General features: G+C 70.9%; 20 protein-coding genes and 2 tRNA genes. 7 read left to right on the top strand and 15 right to left on the bottom strand.

Annotated features, from left to right (window positions below):
* Positions 1 to 16: 16 nt before the first annotated feature.
* Together ACFSNB_RS00415 and ACFSNB_RS00410 are read right to left on the bottom strand one after the other, a co-directional pair.
* Positions 17 to 3,307, bottom strand: coding sequence for a response regulator (locus ACFSNB_RS00415; RefSeq protein WP_377313420.1), 3,291 nt, complete (start codon positions 3,305 to 3,307; stop codon positions 17 to 19).
* A 333-nt stretch (positions 3,308 to 3,640) separates the two neighbouring features.
* A tRNA-Leu gene (locus ACFSNB_RS00410) sits at positions 3,641 to 3,726 on the bottom strand.
* A gap of 189 nt (positions 3,727 to 3,915) precedes the next feature.
* Here ACFSNB_RS00410 and thrS point away from each other — a divergent pair.
* Together thrS and infC are read left to right on the top strand one after the other, a co-directional pair.
* Entirely contained in the window at positions 3,916 to 5,832 is a 1,917-nt protein-coding gene (gene thrS, locus ACFSNB_RS00405) for a threonine--tRNA ligase (RefSeq protein ID WP_377313418.1), read from the top strand.
* A gap of 95 nt (positions 5,833 to 5,927) precedes the next feature.
* Positions 5,928 to 6,449 (top strand): translation initiation factor IF-3, encoded by a 522-nt coding sequence (gene infC, locus ACFSNB_RS00400; protein ID WP_377313416.1) that lies wholly within the window; start codon positions 5,928 to 5,930, stop codon positions 6,447 to 6,449.
* A gap of 89 nt (positions 6,450 to 6,538) precedes the next feature.
* Here the strand turns inward: infC and ACFSNB_RS00395 are convergent, their stop codons facing one another.
* Positions 6,539 to 7,309: a hypothetical protein gene (locus ACFSNB_RS00395; protein WP_377313414.1), complete on the bottom strand. Its 771-nt coding sequence runs from the start codon at positions 7,307 to 7,309 to the stop codon at positions 6,539 to 6,541.
* A gap of 207 nt (positions 7,310 to 7,516) precedes the next feature.
* Here ACFSNB_RS00395 and ACFSNB_RS00390 point away from each other — a divergent pair, with 207 nt between their 5' ends.
* Positions 7,517 to 7,999, top strand: coding sequence for a YdcF family protein (locus ACFSNB_RS00390; protein WP_377313412.1), 483 nt, complete (start codon positions 7,517 to 7,519; stop codon positions 7,997 to 7,999).
* A gap of 81 nt (positions 8,000 to 8,080) precedes the next feature.
* Here ACFSNB_RS00390 and ACFSNB_RS00385 read toward each other — a convergent pair whose 3' ends face one another.
* The 7 genes from ACFSNB_RS00385 to ACFSNB_RS00355 form a co-directional block, all read right to left on the bottom strand.
* Complete coding sequence (locus ACFSNB_RS00385; protein WP_377313410.1) at positions 8,081 to 9,172, bottom strand: glycerol dehydrogenase; 1,092 nt, start codon at positions 9,170 to 9,172, stop codon at positions 8,081 to 8,083.
* 192 nt (positions 9,173 to 9,364) lie between these two features.
* Complete coding sequence (locus ACFSNB_RS00380; RefSeq protein WP_377313408.1) at positions 9,365 to 10,549, bottom strand: sensor histidine kinase; 1,185 nt, start codon at positions 10,547 to 10,549, stop codon at positions 9,365 to 9,367.
* A gap of 32 nt (positions 10,550 to 10,581) precedes the next feature.
* On the bottom strand, positions 10,582 to 11,019 hold the full coding sequence (locus ACFSNB_RS00375) for an NUDIX hydrolase (protein ID WP_377313407.1): 438 nt from the start codon (positions 11,017 to 11,019) through the stop codon (positions 10,582 to 10,584).
* Positions 11,016 to 11,789, bottom strand: a complete 774-nt coding sequence (locus tag ACFSNB_RS00370) for an N-formylglutamate amidohydrolase (RefSeq protein ID WP_377313405.1) — start codon at positions 11,787 to 11,789, stop codon at positions 11,016 to 11,018. Before ACFSNB_RS00370 ends, ACFSNB_RS00375 begins: the two co-directional genes overlap by 4 nt.
* A gap of 54 nt (positions 11,790 to 11,843) precedes the next feature.
* On the bottom strand, positions 11,844 to 13,172 hold the full coding sequence (gene paaK, locus ACFSNB_RS00365) for a phenylacetate--CoA ligase PaaK (protein WP_377313403.1): 1,329 nt from the start codon (positions 13,170 to 13,172) through the stop codon (positions 11,844 to 11,846).
* Between the two features lie 135 nt (positions 13,173 to 13,307).
* Complete coding sequence (gene paaI / locus ACFSNB_RS00360) at positions 13,308 to 13,754, bottom strand: hydroxyphenylacetyl-CoA thioesterase PaaI (protein ID WP_377313402.1); 447 nt, start codon at positions 13,752 to 13,754, stop codon at positions 13,308 to 13,310.
* A gap of 193 nt (positions 13,755 to 13,947) precedes the next feature.
* A complete protein-coding gene (locus ACFSNB_RS00355) occupies positions 13,948 to 14,979 on the bottom strand; it encodes a methyl-accepting chemotaxis protein (RefSeq protein WP_377313401.1) in 1,032 nt (343 codons plus the stop codon).
* 376 nt (positions 14,980 to 15,355) lie between these two features.
* On the opposite strand from ACFSNB_RS00355, the gene ACFSNB_RS00350 reads away from it, so the two are divergent.
* Together ACFSNB_RS00350 and rlmN are read left to right on the top strand one after the other, a co-directional pair.
* Positions 15,356 to 16,465, top strand: coding sequence for a GGDEF domain-containing protein (locus ACFSNB_RS00350; RefSeq protein WP_377313400.1), 1,110 nt, complete (start codon positions 15,356 to 15,358; stop codon positions 16,463 to 16,465).
* A gap of 47 nt (positions 16,466 to 16,512) precedes the next feature.
* A complete protein-coding gene (gene rlmN, locus ACFSNB_RS00345) occupies positions 16,513 to 17,661 on the top strand; it encodes a dual-specificity RNA methyltransferase RlmN (RefSeq protein ID WP_377313398.1) in 1,149 nt (382 codons plus the stop codon).
* 54 nt (positions 17,662 to 17,715) lie between these two features.
* Here the strand turns inward: rlmN and ACFSNB_RS00340 are convergent, their stop codons facing one another.
* Positions 17,716 to 19,656 (bottom strand): protein-disulfide reductase DsbD family protein, encoded by a 1,941-nt coding sequence (locus tag ACFSNB_RS00340; RefSeq protein WP_377313397.1) that lies wholly within the window; start codon positions 19,654 to 19,656, stop codon positions 17,716 to 17,718.
* A gap of 176 nt (positions 19,657 to 19,832) precedes the next feature.
* Here ACFSNB_RS00340 and ACFSNB_RS00335 point away from each other — a divergent pair, with 176 nt between their 5' ends.
* Positions 19,833 to 20,273, top strand: a complete 441-nt coding sequence (locus ACFSNB_RS00335; RefSeq protein WP_377313396.1) for a rhodanese-like domain-containing protein — start codon at positions 19,833 to 19,835, stop codon at positions 20,271 to 20,273.
* A 176-nt stretch (positions 20,274 to 20,449) separates the two neighbouring features.
* Positions 20,450 to 22,174, top strand: coding sequence for a L,D-transpeptidase family protein (locus tag ACFSNB_RS00330; RefSeq protein ID WP_377313395.1), 1,725 nt, complete (start codon positions 20,450 to 20,452; stop codon positions 22,172 to 22,174).
* Between the two features lie 16 nt (positions 22,175 to 22,190).
* Here the strand turns inward: ACFSNB_RS00330 and ACFSNB_RS00325 are convergent, their stop codons facing one another.
* The 4 genes from ACFSNB_RS00325 to ACFSNB_RS00310 form a co-directional block, all read right to left on the bottom strand.
* Positions 22,191 to 23,300 carry a saccharopine dehydrogenase family protein gene (locus tag ACFSNB_RS00325; protein WP_377313393.1) on the bottom strand — a complete coding sequence of 370 codons (1,110 nt, stop codon included), beginning with the start codon at positions 23,298 to 23,300 and terminating at the stop codon, positions 22,191 to 22,193.
* Positions 23,301 to 23,329: 29 nt separating this feature from the next.
* Complete coding sequence (locus ACFSNB_RS00320; protein ID WP_377313392.1) at positions 23,330 to 23,764, bottom strand: CoA-binding protein; 435 nt, start codon at positions 23,762 to 23,764, stop codon at positions 23,330 to 23,332.
* Positions 23,761 to 24,546: an enoyl-CoA hydratase gene (locus ACFSNB_RS00315; protein ID WP_377313390.1), complete on the bottom strand. Its 786-nt coding sequence runs from the start codon at positions 24,544 to 24,546 to the stop codon at positions 23,761 to 23,763. Before ACFSNB_RS00315 ends, ACFSNB_RS00320 begins: the two co-directional genes overlap by 4 nt.
* Before the next feature lie 113 nt (positions 24,547 to 24,659).
* Positions 24,660 to 24,736 (bottom strand) — tRNA-Arg (locus ACFSNB_RS00310).
* Positions 24,737 to 24,743 lie beyond the last annotated feature (7 nt).

Genomic DNA, 24,743 nt, shown 5'->3' with positions numbered 1-24,743 from the left:
GGGAGCGAAAGCCCGCTCAGTCCGGCGCCGGGGGAGTTGGGGCCGGCGCCGCCGCCTCGCCATCGAGGGCCAGAACCAGGGCACTCTGGGCGGCTTCAAGCTCGGCCAGCCGGGCCGCGATCAGCCTGGGGTCGCCGTCCGGCCGCCGCAACAGGTCGTCGAGGATCTGCGCCGCCTCGAACAAGGCGGTGAGACCGAGATTCCCGCTGGCGCCCTTCAGCGAATGCACCGCGCGTTCGGCCGTGGCAGGATCGCCCGCCGCCAGGGCGCTCTTGATCTCGGCGATGTTTTCCGCGTTGCCCTGCCGCAGCAGACGCATCAGCTTCAGATATTTGTCGCTGTTGTCCCGCAGCACCCCCAGCCCCCGCGCCAGATCGATCCCGCCGGTCGCGGCGAGCCGGGCCAGGATCGAATCGACGGACGCCGTGGTGGCGGGATCGGGAACGGGGACGGGAACGGGCTCGGCCGGCGGGGCCTGGGCGGGCAGCCAGTGCAGCAGGGTGGCGTAAAGCGCGTCGGGATCGACCGGCTTGGCGATGAAATCGTTCATCCCGGCCTCCAGGCAGGCGGCACGGTCCTCGTTGAAGGCGTTGGCGGTCATCGCCAGAATCGGGCGGTCGCCCTGGCCCGGCAGGGCGCGGATCGCCCGGCTGGCCTGGAGCCCGTCCATCTCCGGCATCTGCATGTCCATCAGGATCAGCGCGTAGGTGCCGGTCCGGGCTTTCTCGACCGCGGCGCGGCCGTTCTCGGCGACCTCAACCGACAGCCCGACCGCCTGCAACAGATCCTGGGCGACCACCACGTTGAGCGGATTGTCCTCCACCAGCAGGATCGGCGCGCCGGGAGGACGGCGGCGCAGATCCTGCTCGGCGCAGGATGGCGGCCGCTCGCCGGCCGACATCACCGCCTGACCGCGTTGCAGCCAGGCGGTGAACCAGAAAATGCTGCCCTGGCCGAGACGACTGTCGCAGCCGGCGGCGCCCCCCATCATTTCCGCCAGATGCCGGCTGATGGCGAGGCCGAGGCCGCTGCCGCCGAAACGGCGGGTGGTGCTGTTGTCGGCCTGCTCGAACTCGTGGAACAGACGGCCGATCGCCTCGGGGGCGATGCCGATCCCGGTATCCTCGACCGAGAACCGCACCTTCAGCCGGTCGCCGTCCTCTTCGAGCAGATCGGCCTTGAGGGTGACGTGGCCGCGTTCGGTGAACTTGACGGCATTGCCGGCGAAATTGAGCATCGCCTGCCGGATCCGCAGGGCGTCGCCGCGCAGCCACAGCGGGACATGGTCGGTGTCCACCCGGATTTCGAGCCCCTTGGCCCGGGCGGATTCGCCGATGATCGAGGCGGTGTGGTCGAGCACCTGGGCCAGGGCGAAATCGGTCATTTCCAGCGACAGCTTGCCGGCCTCGATCTTCGACAGATCGAGGATGTCGTTGATGATCGACAGCAGATGCTTGCCCGAGGCCTCGATCCGGCTCAGCCGCTCCGCCTGTTGCGGCGTCAGCCCGTCCTTGCGCAGCAGGTGAACCAGCCCGGTGATGGTGTTCATCGGGGTACGGATCTCATGGCTCATGTTGGCGAGGAAGGCGCTCTTCGACAGGTTGGCGGCCTCGGCCGCCTCCTTGGCCCGGCGCATCTGCAATTCCAGTTCCTTGCGCGCCGACAGGTCGATGTGGGTGCCGACCGCCCGCAGCGGCTTTCCGTCCGCGTCGCGCACCATCACCTTGCCCCGGCTGAGGATCCATTTGTAGCTGCCGTCCTTGCAGCGCATGCGGAATTCGAGTTCGTAGGCCCCCACCGTCGCCAGCAGGTGACCGGCGCGGGCAACGGTCTGGTCGCGGTCCTCGGGATGCAGCCGGCCGACCCAGGTCTGGTTGGCGTCCTCGACCAGTTCATCCATTTCGAAGCCGAGCATCCGCTTGTAGGCCCGGTTGAAGTAACAGGCGTTGGTCTGGGTGTTCCAGTCCCACAGCCCGTCATTGGTGGCGTCGAGCGCGTATTCGAGCCGCTCGCGGTCGAGCGCCAGTTCGGCCAGGGTCCGGGTCAGGGTCTGCGTTCTCTCCTCGATCCTGGCTTCCAGCTGCTGCTGGTATTCGATCAGCTTCTGCTCGGCCCGCCGGCGGCGCCGGTTCTGGACCGCCAGCGCGGCGGTCAGACCGGACAGCAGCAGAAACACGCCAAACGCCGCCAGGACGAGGTCGCGGTAATCGGCCCAGATCGAAGGCGGACGGTTGAGAAACAGGGTGGTGTCGGGCAGCCGCCCCGGATCGCCCCCCCACCGCCGCACCTGCTGCCAGTCGAACAGCAGCTGTGACGGCAGGGCGATGCGGTCGTCGCCGACCTGGGACGGAGGGGCACCGGCCAGCAGGGCGGCCCCGATCTCGCCCAGGCGGCGGCCGACCGTCGCCGGCATCACCACCGAGCCGCCGACCAGACCCCGACGGACATGGGCGTCATACAGCCCCAGCACCGGGCCATTGGCCTGCCGGGCCACCTCGGTGGCGACATCGGCCGGAATGAAGCGGCGCCCGGTGCGGTCGGTGAAATAATCCGCCAGCAACACCAGAGTGTCGGGTGGCGCCGTCGCAATCCGCCGCAACATCTCCTCGTGGGACAGCGCGGCGGTGTCCTCGACCTCGACCGGCGCGCGCGCGGCGGGGAGCGCCCCGGCCACCGCGGCGCGGAAGGTGGCGTTCTGGGCCGGATTTCCCACCACCAGGATCAGCCGCCGGGTCGCGGGAAAAAGCTGGAACCCGGAGCGGAGCGTGGCGGTGATGTCGTAGCGGTTGACCACGTTGAGGACGGGGTGCGGCGCCCCGCGCCACGCCACCGAGGGACTGACGATCAGGGTGGACAGCACCGGCAGGCCGGACGGCAGCAGGTCGTAGCCCTCCTGGGCCAGGAATTCCAGCGCCGCCTGGTTTTCGGTGATCACCAGACCAACGTTCTTCCCTGCCAGTTTTTCGCGCACCAGCCCGGCCAGGAGCGCGCGCCGCTGCGGACTGTCGGCGCGCTGGAGGTCGAGATGCTCGACATAGACGTCACGGGTGGACACCCCGTTTTCCCGCAGGGTGGCGAGGGTGCTGGCGATCAGGGCGTCGGCCACCGGCAGGCCATATTGCGCGCCGACCAGGAACAGTACCGCCTTGCCCTCGCCCGGCGCCGGCGGCGCGGCGAGGACGACCGCCGGGACCAGATGCAGGACCAGGATCGCCGCAAGGAGACGGATCAGGCCGGGCAGAGGCTGGATCGGGCGAAAAGACAGGATGGCCGGCCTCCCCCGCGAGCCCGTCGCCGCTGTTGCCATCGCATACTCTCCCCGCGCGTGATCTCCAGCTTGCAGCAACGAAACCAGGGCTTTTGGCGAAGAGGCGCCGTTTCGATTTTTATCCCGAACGCGGCCGGTCTGTCAAAAATGGGGCGGTCCGCCGGCGGCGGAGCAAAGAGCCCACGGACAAGAGAGATGGGGCTTTTCCTGATTTTTTCCAGACGGCGACTGGCCGGGCCAGTTCGGGACCAACGGTCCAGCCGCCGCCGACGACCTCACGGGCATGAGCAAAATCCGCTGTCCCCGGGACGAACCGCCCATGGAGCCATCGGGGCCAATGATGTCAGGAAGAATAGCGCGCCCTCGGAAGATTGGTGCCCCGTGCCGGAGTCGAACCAGCATGACCGGAGGTCGCCGCATTTTGAGTGCGGTGCGTCTACCAATTCCGCCAACGGGGCCTGTTCCGAGGGCGCGGCGGAATAGCCTCTAGCACAGGACGCGCCGCCCCGCCATACCAAATCGCTCCCCTGCCGCCGATAAAGCGGTGAAATGGACCGCCTTTCCTTGACTTGCTTCGGTTTCGCCGTAGACTCAGCCCCCCTCGCCCGTCCAGGACGAGGCCGAGCCCCCAACAGAAGAGTTGCTCCATGGTCGCCATCACCCTGCCCGACGGTTCGATCCGCCGCTACGAGTCCCCCCTCTCCGGTCTGGAGCTGGCGCGGGACATCGGCACCGGCCTCGCCAAGGCGGCCCTGGCGATCACCGTCGATGGCGTCGCCCGCGACCTCTCCTTCCGGATCGAGCAGGACGCCGCCGTCTCCATCCTCACCGCCAAGAGCGGCGCCCCGGCGCTGGAGCTGCTGCGCCACGACGCCGCCCACGTGATGGCCGAGGCGGTCCAGGAGCTCTATCCCGAGACCCAGGTCACCATCGGCCCGGCGATCGACAACGGCTTCTATTACGACTTCGCCCGCCCCACCCCGTTCACCCCCGAGGATCTGACCAAGATCGAGCAGCGGATGGCCGAAATCGTCGAGCGTGACGAGGCGATCAGCCGCGAGGAATGGGACCGCGACGAGGCGGTCACGTTCTTCGAGGCGCGCGGCGAAAAGTACAAGGCCGAGCTGATCGCGGCGATCCCCGCCGGCCAGACCATCAGCCTCTACCGCCAGGGCGACTTCATCGACCTCTGTCGCGGGCCGCATCTGCCCTCCACCGGCAAGCTCGGCAAGGCGTTCAAGCTGATGAAGCTGGCCGGGGCCTACTGGCGCGGCGATTCGCGCAACGAGATGCTCCAACGCATCTACGGCACCGCCTGGTTCGACAAGAAGGAGCTGGACGCCTATCTGCACATGCTGGAGGAGGCGGAAAAGCGCGACCACCGCCGTCTCGGCCGCGAACTCGACCTGTTCCACCAGCAGGAGGAGGCGATCGGCGCGGTGTTCTGGCACCACAAGGGCTGGACCCTCTACCGCGCGGTCGAGACCTACATCCGCCGCCGGCTGGAGGCCAACGGCTATCTCGAGGTGAAGACCCCGCAGCTGGTCGATTACTCGCTGTGGGAGGCGTCGGGCCACGCCGACAAGTTCGCCGAGAACATGTTCACCATCACCACCCAGGATGACCGCCACCTCGCGGTCAAGCCGATGAACTGCCCCTGCCACGTCCAGATCTTCCGCCAGGGGATCAAGAGCTACCGCGACCTGCCGCTGCGGATGGCCGAGTTCGGTTCCTGTCACCGCTACGAACCGTCGGGGGCGCTGCACGGCATCATGCGGGTGCGCGCCTTCACCCAGGACGACGCCCACATCTTCTGCACCGAGGACCAGATCGTCTCCGAGACGATCGATTTCTGCCGGCTGCTGAAGCAGGTCTACCAGGATTTCGGCTTCACCGACGTGCGGGTCAAGTTCTCCGACCGCCCGGCCAAGCGCGCCGGCAGCGACGCCACCTGGGACAAGGCCGAGGCCGCCCTGCTCCACGCCTCCGAGGCGGCCGGGCTGGAGACCACCCGCAATCCCGGCGAGGGCGCGTTCTATGGCCCCAAGCTGGAATTCGTCCTGCGCGACGCCATCGGCCGCGACTGGCAGTGCGGCACCCTTCAGGTCGATTTCGTCCTGCCCGAGCGGCTCGACGCCAGCTATGTCGCCGAGGACGGCTCGCGCCAGCGCCCGGTCATGCTGCACCGCGCCATCCTCGGTTCGTTCGAGCGGTTCATCGGCATCCTGATCGAGAATTTCGCCGGCCACTTCCCGCTGTGGCTGGCCCCGGTCCAGGCGGTGGTCGCCACCATCGTCTCCGACGCCGACGAGTATGCCCGCGAGGTCCGCGCCACCCTGCGCAAGGCCGGGCTGCGGGTCGATCTTGACGTCCGCAACGAAAAGATCAACTATAAGGTGCGGGAACATTCGCTGGCCAAGGTGCCGGTGCTGCTGGTGGTCGGCAAGCGCGAGGCCGAAACCCGTACCGTCGCCCTGCGCCGTCTGGGTGGAACCGAACAAGAAGTTGTTGCGCTGGATCAGGCAGTGGCTACACTGGTGGCACAATCCGCGTCGCCGGTCTGAACCGGCGACACAAGAGCCAGGTCGGGGCGACGATGATCGCACCGGCCTTTTGGTATAACTGAATCGATGGAGATTGTTCTATAGCTAGACCGCCCATGCAGACGCCGCCCCGGTCCGACGGGCCTCGCGTCAACCGTGAGATCGATGTGCGTTCCATCCGTCTGGTGGGCGCCGACGGTGAAATGATCGGGGTCGTCACCCTGCGCGAAGGCCTGTTGATGGCCGAGGAAGCCGGGCTCGATCTCGTCGAGGTCTCCCCCAACGCCGATCCGCCCGTTTGCAAGATTCTGGATTTCGGAAAGTTCAAGTACGAAGCCCAGAAGAAGAAGAACGAGGCGCGCAAGAAGCAGAAGGTCATCGAAGTCAAGGAAATCAAGCTTCGCCCCAACATTGACGAGCATGACTATGACGTCAAGATGCGGAGCATGAAGAAGTTCCTTGAGGAAGGTGACAAGGTCAAGGTGACCATGCGCTTCCGCGGCCGCGAGCTGGCGCACCAGGATATCGGCATGAAGCTGCTTGAACGGGTGCGCGACGAACTCGACGCCCTCGGCAAGGTCGAGCAGTCGCCGAAGATCGAAGGGCGCCAGATGGTGATGGTGATGGGCCCGCGCTGATTCGCCTCTCCCCGCGCGCCGGGTTTCCCCCGGCGCGCGGAGATGCTCCTCTCACCCCCGCCTCGCTTGCGACGACCCGCCCGAACGGATCAGTGTCCGCTGTGGATCCCGGCCTCGGCCCCGGTGCGGGCGATGATCGCCGCCACCAGGGCGCGGTTCTCCTTCAGCCACGCATCGAATTCGGCGATCACCTCCGGCGCCGTCCCCGACGACAGCCGGTAGGAATCGGCGATGTGCGGCAGGGCCGGGTCATAGGCCAGCGCCACCGTCGGCCCGATCTGGGCCGCCGCCGTCAACCCGACCGCGACATTGGCGTAGGCGCCATCGATCCGCCCCGCCGCCACCTGCCGCAACAGCGGCTCGAACCCCGGATTTTCGGTCAGGGTCACCGTGCCGTCGGCGATCTGCTCCCGCCACGCCAGCGGGGTAAAGCCAGCCACCGTACCCAGGCTGCGCAGCGCGGCGCCCCCCTGCCCCACCCGCTCGCGCCGCACCAGGGTGCCATCGACATAGGCGATCACCGGCGCCGAATAGCTGAGCGCCGCGCCCCGTCGCATCGCCGCCTGCCAGTCGGGGCTGTCGGGAAATTTCAGGTCGATCCCGCCATGGATCAGTTCGGCCAGCAGCCGCTTGATCGGATAGGCGCGATAGACCAGATGATGTCCGCGCGCGGTGGCGAAGGCGTCGAGAATCTCCCGCGCCGCGCCGTGAAATTCGCCGTCACGCCAACTGTAGACCGGGGTGAAATCGATCGCCTCGACCCCAACCGTCAGGTCGCGCGCCTCGGCCGGCACGGTCGCCAGCCACACCCCAAGCCCCAGCGCGGCGGCCAGCCACCGCCCGGCCTTGCCTGCCGTCATCTCAGCAATCCTTTCCGCCCATCCCGGGCGGATTGAACCACGCCCGCCACCACCGCCGCAAGAGAGCGCCACCCAGCAATGACGCGGGCGCTGCCCGCACCCGCCAAGGGCCGGAAGGCCCTTGGATCCCACTCCCTGTTGGGAAAGGGCGCCATTGTCGTCCGTCGCGGCGCCGGGTAGGGTCGATCGAAACGGGAGAGAGAGAGGATGGAATTCGAGGCGGCGATCGTCCTGGGAGCGCGGATCGGCACCGATGGCAGCCCAGGACCGGCGCTGCGCCGCCGGGTCGCCCACGGCGTCGCCCTGGTGCAGGCGGGCCGCGCCGCCCGGCTGCTGATGAGTGGCGGCGCGGTCGGCCATCCCACCCCGGAGGCCGAGACGATGCGCACCCTGGCCCTCGCCGCCGGATTGGCCCCCGAACAGGTGTGGGTCGAGGCCACCTCGCGCAGCACCATCGGCAACGCCCGCGCCTGCCGGACGATCGTCGTGGCCGAGGGCTGGCAGAGACTGGCACTGGTCACCGATGCCTGCCACCTGCCGCGCGCCCTGTACGCCTTCCGCCGCTACGGGCTGCGCCCGGCCGGACTGGCGGCGGCGCCGTCGCGCTGGCGCGCCTGGCTGCGCGAGGGCCTCGCTTTGCCCTGGACCGTGCTGCGGATCGAACTGGGCATCGGCGAAGGCCGCCGCTGAGCCCCCCCCCCCCCCGACAAAAACAAAGGGGGTCCGGGGCATCGCCCCGGGCGGGTTCGGGCGGCAGCCCGACGCCCTGCCTCAGGCGGTCGCCAAGGCGTCGGCGGCCCAGATCGCCGCCTCGACCTTGTCGGCGGTAACCTCGAACCAGGTGGTGTGGATCGTCTCGCCCGGGGCGGTGGCGGCCTCGGCGACGAGACGGATCTCCTCGTCGCCGACATCGTCGAGGCCAAGGTCGGCCAGACAGACCGGCAGACCGACGGCGCGGCAGAAGCCCAGCACCTCGTCGATATCGGCGGCGGGGCGGCCTTCCAGCACCAACTGGACCAGGGTGCCGAACGCCACCTTTTCCCCATGCAGCCGATCATGGCAGCCGGGCAGCCGGGTCAGGCCGTTATGGATCGCGTGGGCGGCGGCGAGGCCACCGCTTTCGAAACCGAGGCCGCTCAGCAGGGTGTTGGCCTCGACGATCGCCTCGACCGCCGGGGTGACGCAGCGCCGTTCGACCGCCAGCCGGGCCTGATCGCCATATTCGAGCAGGGTGTCGTAGCACAGCCGGGCCAGCGCCAGCGCCGAGCGCAGCGGCGGGGTGGCGCCGGTCACCGGGTTGGGGCGGCAACTGCGGGCGCAGGTGTCGGCCTCCCAGTAGGTGGCCAGGGCGTCGCCCATCCCGGCCACCAGGGTCCGCACCGGGGCGTGGGCGACGATGCGGGTATCGACCAGCACGCAATCGGGATTGTGCGGCAGCGACAGATAGCGGTCGAAGCCGCCATCCTCGCGATAGAACACCACCACCGAGGAACAGGGGGCATCGGTCGCCGCCACCGTCGGCACCACGATCACCGGCCGGGCCAGGGCATGGGCCACCGCCTTGCCGGTATCGATCGCCTTGCCGCCGCCGGCAACGATCACCAGATCGGCCCCCTCCGCGCGGGCGACGCCGACCAGCCGCTCGACCTCGCGGTCGCAGCATTCGCCGCCGAAGCGTTCGGGATGACAGCCGACCCCGCGCGCGGCCAGCGCGGCGCGGATGGTGTCGCCACAGGCGGCCAGCGCCCGGGTTCCGCCGAACAGCAGCGCCCGCCGGCCCAGCCGCGCCGCGTCCTCACCGATCCCGGCGATCGCGCCCTCGCCCTGGACGTAGCGCCGGGGCGCCAGCAACACCTGACTCATCCTGTCTCTCCTCGCCTGCCGGAGGGCCACCCCTCCGCCCGCGAGGCTAGCCTTGCCGCCCCGGCCCGGCAACCCTCATACCGCCCGGCCCGTGACCTGACCCGTTGGGTCAGGTCAGGCCGAGACGGTGACACTCAAGCGCCGCGCGGGCTGGCCGGCCGCCGAACGGACCCCCTCAAAGGGCGGCCGGCATCAGCGGCGCGGCCAGCGCAGCAGGAACACCGCGCCCTGCTCGGCCGGCTCGACCCGCAGGGTGCCGCCGTGGCGTTCGGCGATCTTGCGGGCGATGGCGAGGCCGATGCCGGTGCCGGGATAGGCGTCGCGGGGATGCAGGCGCTGGAAGATGCCGAACACCCGCTCGGCCTGATCGGGCGGGATGCCGATGCCGTTGTCGATGATGCGGATCGCCCAGAACGAATCCTCGGCGACACAGGTCACCCGCACCCGGGGCGGCCGGTCGGCGGCGCGGTATTTGAGGGCGTTGCCGAGCAGATTGAGCCACAGCCGCTCCATCTCGCCCTGATGGCCCATCAGCACCGGCAGGTCGGACGGCACCGACAGCATCGCCCCGCTTTCGGCGATCTCGAAGGCGAGGTCGGCGCGGGCCGTCGCGATCACCGCGTCGAGCGGCACCGGACGATCCTCGGCACTGCGGCCGACCCGGGCATAATCGAGCAGATCGGTGATCAGCCGCTCCATCCGCCGGACCCCGTCGCGGACATAGGCGAGCGATTCGGCGGCCTCGCCGCTCAACTGGCCCTGGAGATCCTCTTCCAGCAGCGAAACGTAGATCGTCACCACCCGCAGCGGCTGGCGCAGATCATGGCTGGCGACCGAGGCGAACTGCTCCAGCTCCTCGTTGGAGCGCAGCAATTCGCGGATCAGCCCGTCCAGTTCGGTCTCGAGCGCCCGCCGTTCGGTGACGTCCTGGAGGCGCAGCACCACCCGCCGCACCCGCCCCTGGCGGTCGGATTCCGCCTCGGCGCGGGCGGCCAGCACCCGGGGGGATTCCGGGCCGGAGCGCAGCCGGATCTCGCGCAGCGGCAGGGCGCGGCCGAGCGCGGCGGCGGCGAGATCCTCGCGCAGGCGGTCGCGATCGGCCGGGTCGAGCCGCTCGAACAGCGGCTCGTCGCCGGTGCCGGGCGGTGGCGCGGTCAGGCCGAACAGGCGCAGCGCCCCGTCCGACCAGTCGAAACGCCCGTCGGGGACGCCGCGCACCAGCCGGCCGAGATGGGCAAACCGTTCCGCCGCCACCAGCTCGGCCCGGCCGCGCCGCCGCGCCGCCGCCGCGCCGCCGCGCCAGCCCAGCCACGCCGCCCCGGCCGCGACGGCCGGCAGGCTGGCGGCAAGGACGGTGTCCCACCCGGCCTCGGGCATCTGTTCTCCTTCCCTATGGGCCGCCGCCGGCCTCAGCCGATCAGGCGGGCGAGACGGCCGACATTGACGCTGCACGGCCACGCCGGATCATCGATCTGGCCCGGCGTCACCCAGGCGACGGCGTCCGCGTCGTCGCCCGCCTCCCCCTCGCCTTCGCGCCAGTGGCACAGCACCACCGACAGCACGAAATGATAGCGGACCCGCCCCGACCCGTCGCGATCGATCACGTCGAACACATCGACCACCCGCCCGGCCTCGGCCGCCACCCCGGTTTCCTCGGCCAGTTCGCGCAAGGCGGCGGCGGTGACGCTTTCGCCCAGTTCGATCAACCCGCCCGGCAGGCCCCACTTGCCCCGGTCGGGCTCGCGTCCGCGCAGCACCAGCAACAGCCGGCCGTCGCGTTCGACCAGGGCCAGCACCCCGGGCAGCGGATGGGCCGGATAGGCGCGCCCGCCCGTTTCGCCGCTCATTCCGCCGCCCGGGCGGCCCCCCCGGCCGCTCCCAGCAGCGGGGCGAGGCATTCGGCCAACAGCGCGGCCCAGCGGGCCGGGGCGTCGGCGGCGGCCAGCAGATCCTGGCGGATCTCGATCGAGACATGCGGCAGGCCGGCGGCCCCGGCATGGCGGTCGAGGGTGTGGTTGGTGTCGCGGCCGGAATAGGGCTCGTTGTCACCGACCACCAGCCCCGGCCGCGCCCTGAGCGCCGCCAGCAGCGGCGCGGCGAGGCGGTCGTCGCGGTTCCACAGCACGCCGACCTGCCACGGCCGGGGGTCGGGCCGGCTGGCGAGGCAGGGGGTGAAGCTGTGCACCGCCACCAGGGCCGGCGCCGGCCCGGCAGCGGCCAGGGCGGCGGCGACCGCGTCATGATAGGGGCGGAACCAGCGTTCGATCCGCGCCTCGATCGCGGCGGCGGTCAGGCCCCGGTTGCCCGGCACCGCCACCCCGTCCGACTCGGCCGGCACCGAACCGGCCCCGCCGGGCGGGCGGTTGCAGTCGATCACCAGCCGGCTGACCCCGCCCAGCACCGCCCAGGCCCCGAGCCGGCGGGCCAGATCCCGCGTCACCGCCGCCGCGCCGGGATCCCAGGCGATGTGGCTGTCGCGCGCGGCGGCGGGCAGGCCGAGATCGCCGAGGTCGGGCGGAATCGCCGCCGAGGCGTGGTCGCAGATCACCACCACGGCCGCCCGCCCCGGCACCAGCGCGAACGGCGCCGGCGGGGCGATCTCCTCGCTGTCCCTCATCGCCTCTCCCTGACAGAGGGGGCGGCACCGGCACGGCACCGCCCCGGGCACGCCCTATTCCTTCGGCCGCAGATCGATCACCCGCCGGGCCTTGCCCATCGAGCGTTCGATCGATTCGGGGGCGAGGACGCGGATGCGGGTGGTGATGCCGACCAGGCTCTTGATATGGTGCTGGAGGTCGCGCGAAACAGCCTCGGCCACCGAACCATCGCCGGCATTGTCGGGGCGCAGCTCGACATTGACGGTGACCTGATCGAGGTGCTTGTCGCGGCTGACCTCGATCTGGTAGTGCGGGCTCAACCGCCCATCGCGCAGCACCAGTTCCTCGATCTGGGTCGGGAAGACGTTGACGCCGCGGATGATCAGCATGTCGTCGGAACGGCCGGTGATCTTGCCGATGCGGCGGAACGAGCGGGCGGTGCCGGGCAGCAGCCGGGTCAGGTCGCGGGTGCGGTAGCGCACCACCGGCAGCGCCTCCTTGGTCAGGCTGGTGAACACCAGCTCGCCGATCTCGCCGTCGGGAACCCGCTCGCCGGTGGCCGGGTCGATCACCTCGGGGTAGAAGTGATCCTCCCACACATGCGGGCCGTCCTTGGTCTCGATGCATTCGCAGGCGACGCCGGGGCCGATCACCTCGGACAGGCCGTAGATGTCGATCGCGTCGATGCCGAGGCGATCCTCGATCTCGGCCCGCATCGCCCCGGTCCACGGCTCGGCGCCGAAGATGCCGATCTTCAGCGGGCAGGTGCGCGGATCGTAGCCCATCCGCTCCATCGCGTCGGCCATCGCCAGCATGTAGCTGGGGGTGACCATGATGATCTCGGGCTGGAAGTCGAACATCAGCCGGATCTGCTTCTCGGTCTGGCCGCCCGACATCGGGATCACGGTGCAGCCCAGCCGCTCGGCGCCGTAATGGGCGCCAAGGCCGCCGGTGAACAGGCCATAGCCGTAGGAAATGTGGCAGCGGTCGCCGCGCCGGCCGCCGGCGGCGCGGATCGAGCGGGCCATCACCGTCGCCCAGGTGTCGATGTCGTTCTGGGTGTAGCCGACCACGGTGGGGCGGCCGGTGGTGCCGGAGCTGGCATGGACCCGCACCACCTGATCCATCGGCACCGCGAACATCCCGAACGGGTAGGTCTGGCGCAGGTCGTCCTTGGTGGTGAAGGGGAAGCGGACCAGATCGTCGAGGCTTTTGAGATCGTCGGGATGGACGCCGCGGGTCTGGCAACGCTGCCGGAACGAAGCGACGTTGTCGTAGGCGTGACGCAGCGACCAGGACAGGCGGCTCAACTGGAGCGCGGCGATCTCGTCACGGCTGGCGGTTTCGATCGGGTCGAGCAGCGAGGCCGGCGGCGGGCTGCGACGATCAAGGCTGGTGGTCAAGGATCAGGTCCTCCCTCGCGGGGTTCGCGCCAGCCCCGGCCACGACCCGGCCGGGAACTGGCGGCAGTCAGTCGATGAGAACGGGGCCGGGCGCCGCCCCCGCGGACAGGCGCCGGGTCGTGACGGCGCCATCGCTCACGCCGCCCCGTCCTCGAGATGATGGCCGTCGAGAAAACGGCAGTGGCCCCGGAACAGCGCCACCGTCACCCCGGCGGCGGTGGCGACCACCACGTCGTAGACGCCGCTGCGGCCCTGGCGGAACACCTCCCGCCCGGTCGCCACCAGCCGGTCGCCCAGCCGGGCCGGGGCCGGGTAGCTGACGGTGCAATGCTGCCCGACCGCGATCCGGTTGTGGGAATTGCAGGCATAGGCGAAGGCGTCGTCGGCCAGCTTGTAGGTGAAGCCGCCATGGCAGATGCCGACGCCGTTCAGCATCGATTCGGTCACCGTCATCGAAAGCTGGGCGGTGCCCGGACCGATCGCGTCCAGGGTGATGCCGAGGAAATGCGACGAGGCATCGCGCTGGAAAATCAGCGCGCCCACCCGCTCGGCCAGGCCCTGGGCCTTGGCGTGGTCGGTCATCGGCGTCCCCCTGCCGCAGTCGCAAAGCGAGTGTGATAGCGGCTCGGCCGCGCCGACGCAAGCCGACGGCGGGGCGGCCGGACCGAATTCCGCCGCCGCCGCTTTCCCGCCGGGGTTGCCCCCAGCGCCGCCCCGTGGGGGCCGGCAGCCGATCCGGCTTTTATTTCAACAAGATGACCAAGAAGCCGTGCCCTCAGTGCTGCTGCTGGACGATCACGCCGTACCAGCCGAGACCGCGATAGGTCTCGTAGCCCGGGGTGCGGGCATAGGCGACCAGGGCGCCCTGCTCGTCGGTGTAATAGCCCATGCTGGAGGCGGCGGCCCGCAGCGGGAAGGTCTCGCTCAGCACCCCGGCCTGATCCGAGGCGGCGATGACGCGATGACGGGAATCGAGCAGCAGGCAGCGGCTGCGCGCCTTGTCCTCGGGGGCGAGGCGGACGCCATCGACCACCGCCTGGGCCTGGACCTGCCAGTCGAAGAAGATGCCGAGCGCGCCGATCGGACGCCCCTCGGCCTCGCCGCCCTCGCGCACCGCGGTCGAATAGGTGGCGACCAGCGACTGGCCGAGGCTGGAGGCACGCTCGATATCGACCACGGCGAAATCGGCGCCGGTGCCGGTGGCCATCGCGTCGCGGAACCAGGGCTGGCGCGACACGTCGCTGCCGATCGCCCCGGGATAACGGTCGGGGCGGCCATTGGCGATCACCCGCCCGCTGGCGTCGGCCACCCACAGATCGAGATAGACGGTATAGGAATCGAGGATCACGCCCAGCCGGCGGCAGGCCTCGGCGCGGGCCTCGGCGCTGTCGGCGGCGACCGCCTCGACCACGGCGGCGTCGGTGGCCCACCAGCGCACGTCGCACGAGCGTTCATAGAGATTGCGGTCGATGATCTCGACGGTGTTGTGGGCGAGGTCGGACAGGCGCTCGCCCTGGACCTCGCGGATGCGGGCGGCCATCTCGGCGCCGAATTTCGACAGGTGGTCGAGCCGGCCGCGCAGGTCGCTTTGCAGCGAGCCGGTCAGTTGGGAGATTTCCTGCGAGATCGCCTTGACCTCGTCGGCGACCACCGCGAAGCCCCGGCCGAGCGCACCGACGCGGTGGGCCTCGATGGTGGCGTTCAGGGCCAGCATGCGCGAGCGTCGGGTGATGCCGTTGATGCGGCGGATCTTTTCGTCGGTAGCCTGGGCCACGCCCCCGGTGATTTCCAACAATTGATCGATCATCCCGCGCCTCTCGTCGTCCTGTGACAAACTTTAATGACCAAATGCTTCTTTCTGTCGCGTTATAACCACATGGGTGATAACGCGTGCCGTAGTCGTAAGCAAGAAATGTGCCGAAACGTTCCCCAAGGGAATCGGCGCCCCGAGGCGAGCTGCCTCACTTCAATGCACTCTGTGCGGGCACCCCCTGCCCGCTTACTAAGCACAGGTCCCGACCGCATTGCGATTAGGCGCTCGACCTATGCCTTTGGGATAGAACCTCTGCCGCGAGCGGCCGAATCGAACGCGGTGACGGAAGCGGCGGGGTGCTTGCGTCGCCGCCGGGGGCCGGGGTACGGTCGGGTGCGGCGGGACGGGGCCCGCCGGACGGAGGGGCGCGATGGTTCAGGGGGCAAGGCAAGGATTGCGGGCCGCGCTGGCCGCGCTGACGGCACCGCCCTGGCCCGGCCTGCTGGCGCCGTGGGCGCTGTCGGCGGCGGTGCAGACCCGGCGGGCGCGGCTGGCGATCGGCCGGGTGCGGCTGGTGGCCGGGCTGTTCGCCGCGCTGACCCTGCTGTGGATTCCGCTCGACCTCGCGATCTTCAAGCCGGCGCTGGCGTTCGACCTCGCCGCGCTCCGGGTGCTGGCCAGCCTGGCCTTCGCCACCCTGGCGCTGTCGTTCCGCCGCGCCGACGGGCCGATGCCGGCGCTGCTGGCGCTGACCTGGCTGCTCGGCATCCCCACCCTGTTCTTCCTGGTCAGCCATCCGCTGCTGGCCGGCTTTCCGCTGCCCGGAGCGGGGGCGCAGGTGGTGGCGACCGGCTATGCCTTCCTGCCGTTCGTGATGCAGGCCGGGCTGGCGCTGTTCCCGATCACCGCGCTGGAAGGGATCCTGCTCAGCCTGATGCCGCTGACCGCCTTCGTGCTGACCGGGCTGGTCAGCGACCAGTTGCTGCCGTTCGCCTCGCATCTCGGGGCGGAATGGCTGCTGCTGCTGCTGGCGGTGGTCGCCACCCTGGCCGGGATGAGCCAGCTGCATTTGCTGGCGCTGCGAATCGACCAGGGGGCGATCGATCCGGTCACCGAGGCCTTTTCGCGTCAGGCCGGCGAGCGGCTGCTGACCCAGGCCGACGGCACCGCCGCCCGGCTGCGCGCGCCGCTGAGCCTCGCTTTGGCCGAGATCGACGAACTGGGCGCGCTGATCGAGCGCCACGGCCCCGACGAGGGCGACGCCGCGCTGCGCGCCCTGGCGGCGGCGCTGCGGCGCCAGCTCGGGCCGGGCGACCTGCTGATCCGCTGGGACGAAACCCGGCTGCTGGCCGCCCTGCCCGACACCCCGCGCGCCGACCTCGCCCGCCGGATCGAGCGGCTGCGGGCCGAGGGAATCGGCCCCCGCCCCGACGGGCGGCCGCTGACCGCGACGGTGACGCTGGCCGAGCGCGGCGCCGAGGCCGCGGAAGACTGGCGCGCCGCGCTCGACCGCCCGGTGCTGGCGGAAAGCGCCGCCTGACGTTTTGCCCTGGCATCGCCGCCGGGACCTCGCTTATTGTTCCGGCGATGAGCGAAAGCCTCGATCCCAGACCCAACCTGATCGGCCTGTCGCGCCCCCAACTGGTGGCGGCGATGGCGGAGATCGGGGAAAAACCGTTCCGCGCCAAGCAGATTTGGCACTGGCTCTACCATCGCGGCGAATCCGATTTCGCGGCGATGAGTTCGATCGCCAAGACGATGCAGGCCAAGCTGGCCGAGCATTTCGTGGTGCGCCGCCCGACGGTCGAGCGTGCCCTGCTGTCGGCCGACACCACCCGCAAATGGCTGCTGCGCTTCGAGGACGGCCAGGAGGCGGAAACCGTCTACATCCCCGACGGCGACGAGGAGCGCGGCGCCGCCTGCGTCTCGACCCAGGTCGGCTGTACCCTGACCTGCCGCTTCTGCCATACCGGCACCCAGATGCTGGTGCGCAACCTGACCGCCGCCGAGATCGTCGGTCAGGTGATGGTGGCGCGCGACACCCTCGGCGAATGGCCCACCCCCGACGATGTCGGCCGCAAGCTGTCGAACGTGGTGGTGATGGGGATGGGCGAGCCGCTCTATAATTTCGAGAATGTCGCCACCGCGCTGGAAATCGTGATGGATGGCGAGGGGATCGGCATCTCGCGCCGCCGCATCACCCTGTCGACCTCGGGGGTGGTGCCGATGATGCGCGAATGCGGCGCCCGGCTCGGGGTCAACCTCGCGGTCAGCCTGCACGCCGTCACCGACGAGCTGCGCGACCGGCTGATGCCGATCAACAAGAAGTACCCGCTGAAGGAACTGATCCAGGCCTGCCGCGACTATCCCGGCGCCTCCAACGCCCGGCGGATCACCTTCGAATACATCCTGCTGAAGGGGGTCAACGATTCCCCCGCCGACGCCCGCGCCCTGCTGGCGCTGATCAGGGGCCTGCCGGCCAAATTCAACCTGATCCCGTTCAATCCCTGGCCCGGCTCGGAGTTCGAGAGCCCGGAGATCCGCTCGGTCAAGGCGTTCTCCGACATCCTCCAGGACGCCGGCTATTCGGCGCCGATCCGCCTGCCGCGCGGCCGCGACATCCTCGCCGCCTGCGGCCAGCTGCGCTCGGCCAGCCAGCGGGAGAAGGCCAGCCGCGCCAAGGCCCGCGCCGCCGCCGGGATCCCGGACGAGCATGAGGCCCCTGGCCCCCTTTAATCGAAGCAGGTCCAGGAGCCGCTGGCTCCTGGCGGGTGCGGGCAGAGCCCGCGTCTACGGCTTTGCCGCCCGCTCAAGCGCCGCCGTCACCGCCCCGGACGTCAACAGCTCCGGCAACGCCACCCCCTCCGGCAGCCCCGGCCCATAAACCGCGTTGAACGGAATGGCGTAACGGTCGAACCGCGCCAGATAGGCGGTGATCGCCGGATCGGGCCGGGTCCAGTCGGCGCGCATCGCCACCACCCCGGGCGCGGCGAGACGCAAGGCGACCGGCTCCCGCTCCAGCACGGCGGCGTCGTTGACCTTGCAGGTGATGCACCAGTCGGCGGTGACATCGACCAGCACCACCTTGCCCGCGGCGACCAGCCCGGGGATCGCCGCCGGATCGAACGCGACCCACGGCACCCGACCGGACACGGCCGGGGGGGTGCCGGCGGCGGGCGCCCGCAGCACGTCCACCAGCACCGACCCGAGCCACAGCGCGGTGGCGGCCAGCGCCACGCCGAGGGCGGCGCGCAGCCGCAGCATCCAGCGCCCCGGCCGGGGCAGACGCAGCACCGCGTCGGGCCACGCCGCCACCAGCAGGAACGGCGCCGCCATGCCGAGGCCGAGGGCGAGGAAGATCGCGACGATCTCGACCGGACCCCGGCCGAGGGCGAAGGTGATCGCGGTGCCGACGAACGGCGCCGAACAGGGGGTGGCAAGCAGGGTGGCGAAGGCCCCGGCGAGGAAATTGCCGCCGATCCCCCCGGGTCCGGGCCCGGCCGGCAGCCGGTCGAGCAGCCAGCGCGGCAGGGCGATCTCGTACAGCCCCCACAGATTGGCGGCGAAGGCCAGCAGCAGGGCGATCATCACCGCGAGGAAAACCGGCTGCTGGAACTGGATCCCCCACCCCACCGCCAGCCCGGCCGCGCGCAGCCCGGCGGCGAGCCCGGCCAGCAGCAGGAACGAGGCGACGATGCCGGCGGCGGAGGCGAGGAAGCCGCGCCGGGCGGGGCCACGCTCGCCGCCGCCATGGCCGAGGATGCCGAGCAGCTTGATCGACAGCACCGGCAGCACGCAGGGCATCAGATTGAGCACCAGCCCGCCCAGCAGCGCCACCAGCAGCATCCCCGCCAGGGCGGTGTCGCCGCCGGCCGGGGCGGCGGCGACACTCACCGCCGCCTCCAGGGCGCGGCCGCCGTCGGTCAAAGTCACCGTCACCGGGGTGCCGGCCAGCGGCGCGGCGGGCGGCTCGGCCGGGGCGATCTCGATCTCCAGCCGGCGGCGGTCAGACGACAGGCGCAGCTTGGGCTGGCCGAACGCCGGAATCGCGGCCGATTCAACGAACAGATCGGGGTCGGTGAAGGGCGGGTCGGCGCGGGCGATCAGGCGCAGGCGGGCCTCGGCCCCGGTGCCACGCGCCTCGACCCGCTCCAGCGTCAGCCCAACGGCGGCACCATCGCCGGGCACCGCCGCCTCGGCGGCGGCGACCGCGTCGGCATAAGCCGAAGCCGCCCCGTCGCCCGCCGGCAGGTCGAGGGCGAGGTCGGCCTGCTGCGGCACGCACAGGGTGGCGCAGGCCAGGAACGACAGCCGCGCCCGCAGCGCCACCCCCCGCCCCGGCACGGCCGGACTCACCGCCAGCGGCAGCGCCACCCGGCCCTGATAGCCGTAATTCTGCAAGCCCCCCAGCACGAAGCGGTGCGGCGCCGGCCAGCGCAGCGTGGCGGCGGCGAGATTGTCCGACCCGCCCCAGTCGAGCGCGGGCGGATAGCCGGCATCGCCCGGGGTGCGCCAATAGATCTTCCAGCCCGGAGCGAGATCGAAGTCGAGCGCGAGGCGCAGCGGGGCGGCGCCGGGGCCGACGCTGTCGGCGGCGGCGATCAGCCGCACCCGCCCCGCCTCGCTGGCGGCCCAGGCCGAGGCACCGGCCCCGCCCTGCCCGTCCGCCGCCGCCGGCAGCGCCAGCAGCAGCGGCAGGATCACCGCGAGAAAGACCGTCACCCAGCGCATCGCCGCCTCCGTGCCCGTCGCAACCGGGGGCGACAACAGCATCGCGCCCCGGCCGAGTCAACGCCCGCCGCCATCGCCGAAAATCCCTACCATTCAAGTGGTCTAAACATTCCTATTGTGTAAAATCATCAAATATGACATTGTCCTCATGTGCTTTGCGATACAGGAGACGCATGATGAGTTCCTCCGCCGCCCTCTCGCTCGGCTATGCCGGCGAAATCGCCCCGGCCGACGCCTGGCGCCGGCTCGAACAGGATCGCCGCGCCCATCTGGTCGATGTCCGCACCCAGGCGGAATGGGCGTTCGTCGGCCTGCCCGACCTGTCCAGCCTGGGGCGCAGGCTGGTCCAGGTGTCGTGGCAATTGTTCCCCGACATGCGCCCCAACGAGGATTTCCTGGCCCAGCTCGCCGCCGCCGGGATCGACCCGGCCGATCCGGTGCTGCTGCTGTGCCGGTCGGGCGCGCGCTCGCGCGCGGCGGCGGAATATCTGACCGAAATCGGCTATGCCGAGGCCTGGAACGTCACCGACGGGTTCGAGGGCAGCCCCGACCGCCAGGGCCATCGTGGTCTGGTGTCGGGCTGGAAGGCCGGCGGCCTGCCCTGGCGCCAGGGCTGAACGGCATAAAGGACACGGTGACAAAGAAACCGTCGGTTCGAGCGGAGAAGGACGCGGTTCGACGTTGACACTCCGCTGGATTGGATCGATATCGAGTCCGAGACTCCCTCCCTCCCCCCAGGGGGGTCCCGGGGTCTGGTTCGTCAGCCCCCCGAGTTCGGGGTCCGAGGTCGCCCGTGTCCGTCGTCCGCCCCTTTGGTTTCTGTGTTGCCCTCGGTCTCGCCCTGCTCGATCCCGGCTCGGCCGTGGCGGCGGCGACCGACAGTGCCGCCGCCTTGCAGCGCCGCATCGCCCAGGCGATCGCGGTCACCCCGGTGGTCAATCCGGCCAGCGAGGACCGCGCCCTGCGCGCCTTTTATTCCGGCCGCTCCCGTCTGGTCTGGAGCGGCCCGCACGCCGGCCATGCCAACCGGCTGGCCGAGGCGATCCCGGCGGTGGCGCGGGCCGAGGGACTCGATCCCCGCGCCTATGCCGTGCCGTCCGGCGGCGACGAGGTCGAACACGACGTCCGACTCAGTGCCGCGCTGGCCCGGCTCGGCCATGACATCGCGGTCGGCCGCGTCGCCCCCGACCGCGCCCTGGGCGGATTCGGCGGCGCCAGCCGCACCGGCTATGACGGTGTCCATTTCCTGCGCCTGCTGAGCGAGGGCAAGTCGCTGGAGGATGCGGCGACGCAGATCCAGCCGCCCTTCGTCGGCTATCTGCGGCTGAAGGAGGCGCAGGAACGTCTGCGGGTTTTGGCCCGGGCCGGCGGCTGGGGCACCCTGCCCGACGGCCCCAAGCTGGTGGCGGGCGAAACCACCGACGACCGCATCCCGGCGCTGCGCCGCCGGCTGATCCTGTCGGGCGACCTTGATCCGGCCGAGGGCGGCAACGAATCCACCCTCTATGACGGCGCGGTGGTCGAGGGCGTGCGCCATTTCCAGCGCCGCCACGGGCTGGAGGCCGACGGCACCCTCGGCCCGCGCACCCTGGCCGCGCTCAACGTCCCGGTCGAGGCCCGGCTCAACCAGATCGCGGTCAATCTCGAACGCTGGCGCTGGATGCCGCGCCAGCTCGGCCGCCGCCATGTCAGCGTCAACATCCCCGCCGCCTGGCTCGATCTGGTCGAGGACGGCGCGGTGACCCTGTCGATGCGGGTGGTGGTGGGCGACACCCGCCACCCCACCCCCAGCATGGATTCGCGGATGAGCTCGCTGGTGCTCAACCCGCCCTGGTCGGTGCCGAGCAGCATCGTCGAGAAAGAAATCCTGCCCAAGCTGCGGCGTGATCCCGATTACCTCGCCAGCAACAATCTCCAGATCGTCGGATACCCCGAGGACAGCCCGGATTCCGCCGGCGACGGGATCGACTGGAACGCCATCGGCAAGAAGTTCCCCCGTCTGCGCCAGTCGCCGGGGCCGGACAACGCGCTGGGGCAGATCAAGTTCAACCTCGCCAATGCCGACGACATCTACCTGCACGACACCCCCAATCACCGGGTGTTCAGCCGGGCCTACCGCGCGTTGTCGCACGGCTGCGTCCGCCTCGACGAGCCGGTGGCGCTGGGCGAGGCGCTGATGGGAGCGCACTGGCAGGGGCGGCTGTCCGGCAATCTCGGCACCGGCAACCCCACCCGCACCGTGCCGCTGGAACGCAGCGTGCCGGTCTATCTGGTCTATTTCACCGCCTGGACCGACGGCGCGGGCGAGATCAATTTCCGCGACGACCTGTACGGCCACGACCGCCGCCTGAGCACCGCCTTGCGGGGCCTGCGCGCCGCGCCGCCGCCGCCGCCCGCCCCGGTGGCGGTGCCGGCCTCGGCCCCAGTGACGCCCCCCGCCCCGGCGGCGTCTCCGGCCCCGGCGGCCCCCGCGCCGGCCCCCAACGCCGTTCCAGCGGTCGCCCAGCCGCCGGCCTGACCGGGACGGGGGCGCTTCAGGCCGGCGCCCCGCCCGAACGGCCGACCGTCAGTCCGAGCCCGGCCAGATCGTCGAAGAACACCGCCGGATCGACCAGCATCCCCTGATGGATCAGGCCGGGCCGCCGTAGCGTCCCGTCGAGCAGCCGCCGCAGGCAGGCCACCGCTGGCGCGGCGGTCATCCGGTAGGGATCGTCGCCGCCGACCGTCATCGCCGCCGTGCCGCCCTCGCCTTCGGCGATCAGGCGCAGTTCGAGCCAATGCGGCGGCGGCGCCCCGGCACAGCGGGCCAACACCAGCCGGGTCAGGGCGATGGTCTGCCGCCGCAGCGCGGGAATGCGGGCCAGCGCCATCAACAGCGGAAACGCCACCCCGTCGGTGAAGGGATTGAACCCGCCGACATAGAATCCCGCCGTCTCCAGCCCCGGCATCGCCGCGACCAGCGCCCGCATCTCGTCAAGAGGCATCGGCGTGCAGGCGCGGCGGCCGATCGGCGGGGCAAAGTCAATCACCGGCAGATCGCGCAGGCGCAGCCGGCGGAGGCGGCCGCCGACCCGGGCGGTCAGGTCGCAGCGGGCGAATTCCTCGACCGCCTCGGCCAGGGTGCTGTCGGCCAGCCGTTCGGCCCGCCAGTCGATCCGCATTCCGGCATGAATGTCGGCACGGCGCAGCCGCCCCAGCCGCGTCGCCGCCCAGCGCGCCATCGCCGCCGGCAGACCGGGATGAAAGCCGCCGTCGGTGACGAAACAGCAGCCTCGGGCGTGGATCTCGGGCGCCAGCGCCGCCAGCGCATCGAGCTTGCGCCGGCTCGACAGCATCAGGTCGAACCAGTCGGCACCCGCCGCCAGCGTCGCCCGGGCCAGTGCGCCGGTCTGCTCCGGCAGGCTGGCGGCGACCACCACCAGCCGGGCGCCGGCAACGGCGCGGCGCGTCTCGTCCTGGTCGGTCAGATCGTGCCGGGCCACCGCCGCGACCGCACGCCCGGCGGCGGCATCGACCCGGTCGCGGGCAGCGGCGAGGCGGCCCGGATCGCGCCCGACCAGGACCAGTTCAAGATCCGGCGCCAGCCCCGGCGCCAGCAAGACGGCCAGCGCGCCGCCGGCCTGACCGGAGGCGCCGAGGATCACGATCCGTCCCGCCCCCGCTCCGCCCGCCATCACAGCCCGAGGCGGATCAGTTCGAGCTTGGGGCAGCGATCCATCACCACGGCGAGGCCGGCCGCCGCCGCCCGGTCCGCCGCGGCATCGTCGCGCACCCCGAGCTGCATCCACACCACCTTGGCGCCGATCGTCACCGCCGCGTCGGCGAACGCCCCGGCGGCGTCGGAATTGCGGAAGATATCGACCATGTCCACCGGCCCGGGCAGCGCGGCGAGGTCGGGATAGACCGTCTCGCCCAGCAGGGTCTGCCCGGCCAGCCCGGGATTGACCGGCAGGCAGCGATAGCCCCGCCCCTGGAGGAAGGCCATCACCTCGTGGCTGGGACGGTCGGGATTGGCCGAGGCCCCGACCAAGGCGATGGTCCGCACCGAGGCCAGGATCGCCCGCAGGACGTCGTCGGCATAGTGCAGCGGCTCGCCCGGCGCGCTCATCGGCCGCACCAGGACGGCGCGCGTTTGTCGAGGAAGGCGGCGATGCCTTCGTGGGCATCCTCCGCCTCAAGATTGCGGGCCATCACCCCCCTGGTATAGGCATAGGCCTCGGCCAGATCCATTTCGCGCTGGCGGTAGAACGCCTCCTTGCCGATCGCCAGGGTCAGCGGCGACTTGGCGGCGATCCGGCCGGCCAGCGCGGCGGTGTGGGCGACCAGTTCGGCCGCCGGCACCACCGCGTTGACCAGCCCGAAGCGCAGCGCGGTGGCGGCGTCGATCATCTCTCCGGTCAACAGCATCTCCATCGCCTGCTTGGGGGCGATATTGCGCGACAGCGCGACCATCGGGGTCGAACAGAACAGGCCGATATTGACCCCGGGGGTGGCGAAGCGGGCCTCCTCGGCGGCGACGGCGAGGTCGCAGCTCGCCACCAGCTGGGCGCCGGCGGCGGTGGCGATGCCGTGGACCCGGGCGATCACCGGCTTGGGCAGATGGACGATCGCCTGCATCAGCTGGGCGCAATCGGCGAACAGCGCATCGACATAGGCGCCGGCATAATCGGCGGCGCGCAGTTCCTTGAGGTCATGGCCGGCACAGAAGGCCGGCCCGGCCCCGGCCAGCACCACCACCCGCACCGTTTCGTCACCGGCGAGCGCGGCGAAGGTAGCCAGCAGGGCGCGCAGCATCCCGCCGGACAAGGCGTTGCGGGTCTCGGGGCGATTGAGGGTCAGGGTGGCGACGCCGTCGGCGTCGTGGCGCAGGACGAGGGGATCGTCGGTCATGGCGAGGCTCCGGCTCCTGGGGCGCGAACCCCGAAAATAGCAGCGAAGCGACCGGGGCGGCAATGACGGGGGGCCGGAGGGGCGCGGGACGAGGGGGATCAGGGGGAGGAAGGTGGCGCGCCCTGCAGGATTCGAACCTGCGACCTGCCGCTTAGAAGGCGGCTGCTCTATCCAGCTGAGCTAAGGGCGCCGGACCA

Origin of the sequence: Phaeospirillum tilakii (assembly GCF_042683125.1) — a bacterium.
Taxonomy (GTDB): Bacteria; Pseudomonadota; Alphaproteobacteria; order Rhodospirillales; family Magnetospirillaceae; genus Phaeospirillum; species Phaeospirillum tilakii.
The sequence above is the reverse complement of the archived record's forward strand: the minus strand, read 5'-3'. Positions and strand labels throughout refer to the sequence as shown.

Bases quoted from the DNA above. Each gene is read 5' to 3' on its own strand.
- ACFSNB_RS00370 (WP_377313405.1), bottom strand. From the start codon at position 11,789: ATGAGGGACAGCGAGGAGATCGCCCCGCCGGCGCCGTTCGCGCTGGTG.
- ACFSNB_RS00395 (WP_377313414.1), bottom strand. From the start codon at position 7,309: ATGACGGCAGGCAAGGCCGGGCGGTGGCTGGCCGCCGCGCTGGGGCTT.
- ACFSNB_RS00335 (WP_377313396.1), top strand. From the start codon at position 19,833: ATGAGTTCCTCCGCCGCCCTCTCGCTCGGCTATGCCGGCGAAATCGCC.
- ACFSNB_RS00315 (WP_377313390.1), bottom strand. From the start codon at position 24,546: ATGACCGACGATCCCCTCGTCCTGCGCCACGACGCCGACGGCGTCGCC.
- ACFSNB_RS00380 (WP_377313408.1), bottom strand. From the start codon at position 10,549: ATGCCCGAGGCCGGGTGGGACACCGTCCTTGCCGCCAGCCTGCCGGCC.
- infC (WP_377313416.1), top strand. From the start codon at position 5,928: ATGCAGACGCCGCCCCGGTCCGACGGGCCTCGCGTCAACCGTGAGATC.
- ACFSNB_RS00355 (WP_377313401.1), bottom strand. From the start codon at position 14,979: ATGATCGATCAATTGTTGGAAATCACCGGGGGCGTGGCCCAGGCTACC.
- ACFSNB_RS00390 (WP_377313412.1), top strand. From the start codon at position 7,517: ATGGAATTCGAGGCGGCGATCGTCCTGGGAGCGCGGATCGGCACCGAT.
- ACFSNB_RS00415 (WP_377313420.1), bottom strand. From the start codon at position 3,307: ATGGCAACAGCGGCGACGGGCTCGCGGGGGAGGCCGGCCATCCTGTCT.
- ACFSNB_RS00340 (WP_377313397.1), bottom strand. From the start codon at position 19,656: ATGCGCTGGGTGACGGTCTTTCTCGCGGTGATCCTGCCGCTGCTGCTG.
- paaI (WP_377313402.1), bottom strand. From the start codon at position 13,754: ATGACCGACCACGCCAAGGCCCAGGGCCTGGCCGAGCGGGTGGGCGCG.
- ACFSNB_RS00375 (WP_377313407.1), bottom strand. From the start codon at position 11,019: ATGAGCGGCGAAACGGGCGGGCGCGCCTATCCGGCCCATCCGCTGCCC.
- ACFSNB_RS00385 (WP_377313410.1), bottom strand. From the start codon at position 9,172: ATGAGTCAGGTGTTGCTGGCGCCCCGGCGCTACGTCCAGGGCGAGGGC.
- rlmN (WP_377313398.1), top strand. From the start codon at position 16,513: ATGAGCGAAAGCCTCGATCCCAGACCCAACCTGATCGGCCTGTCGCGC.
- thrS (WP_377313418.1), top strand. From the start codon at position 3,916: ATGGTCGCCATCACCCTGCCCGACGGTTCGATCCGCCGCTACGAGTCC.
- ACFSNB_RS00350 (WP_377313400.1), top strand. From the start codon at position 15,356: ATGGTTCAGGGGGCAAGGCAAGGATTGCGGGCCGCGCTGGCCGCGCTG.
- ACFSNB_RS00320 (WP_377313392.1), bottom strand. From the start codon at position 23,764: ATGAGCGCGCCGGGCGAGCCGCTGCACTATGCCGACGACGTCCTGCGG.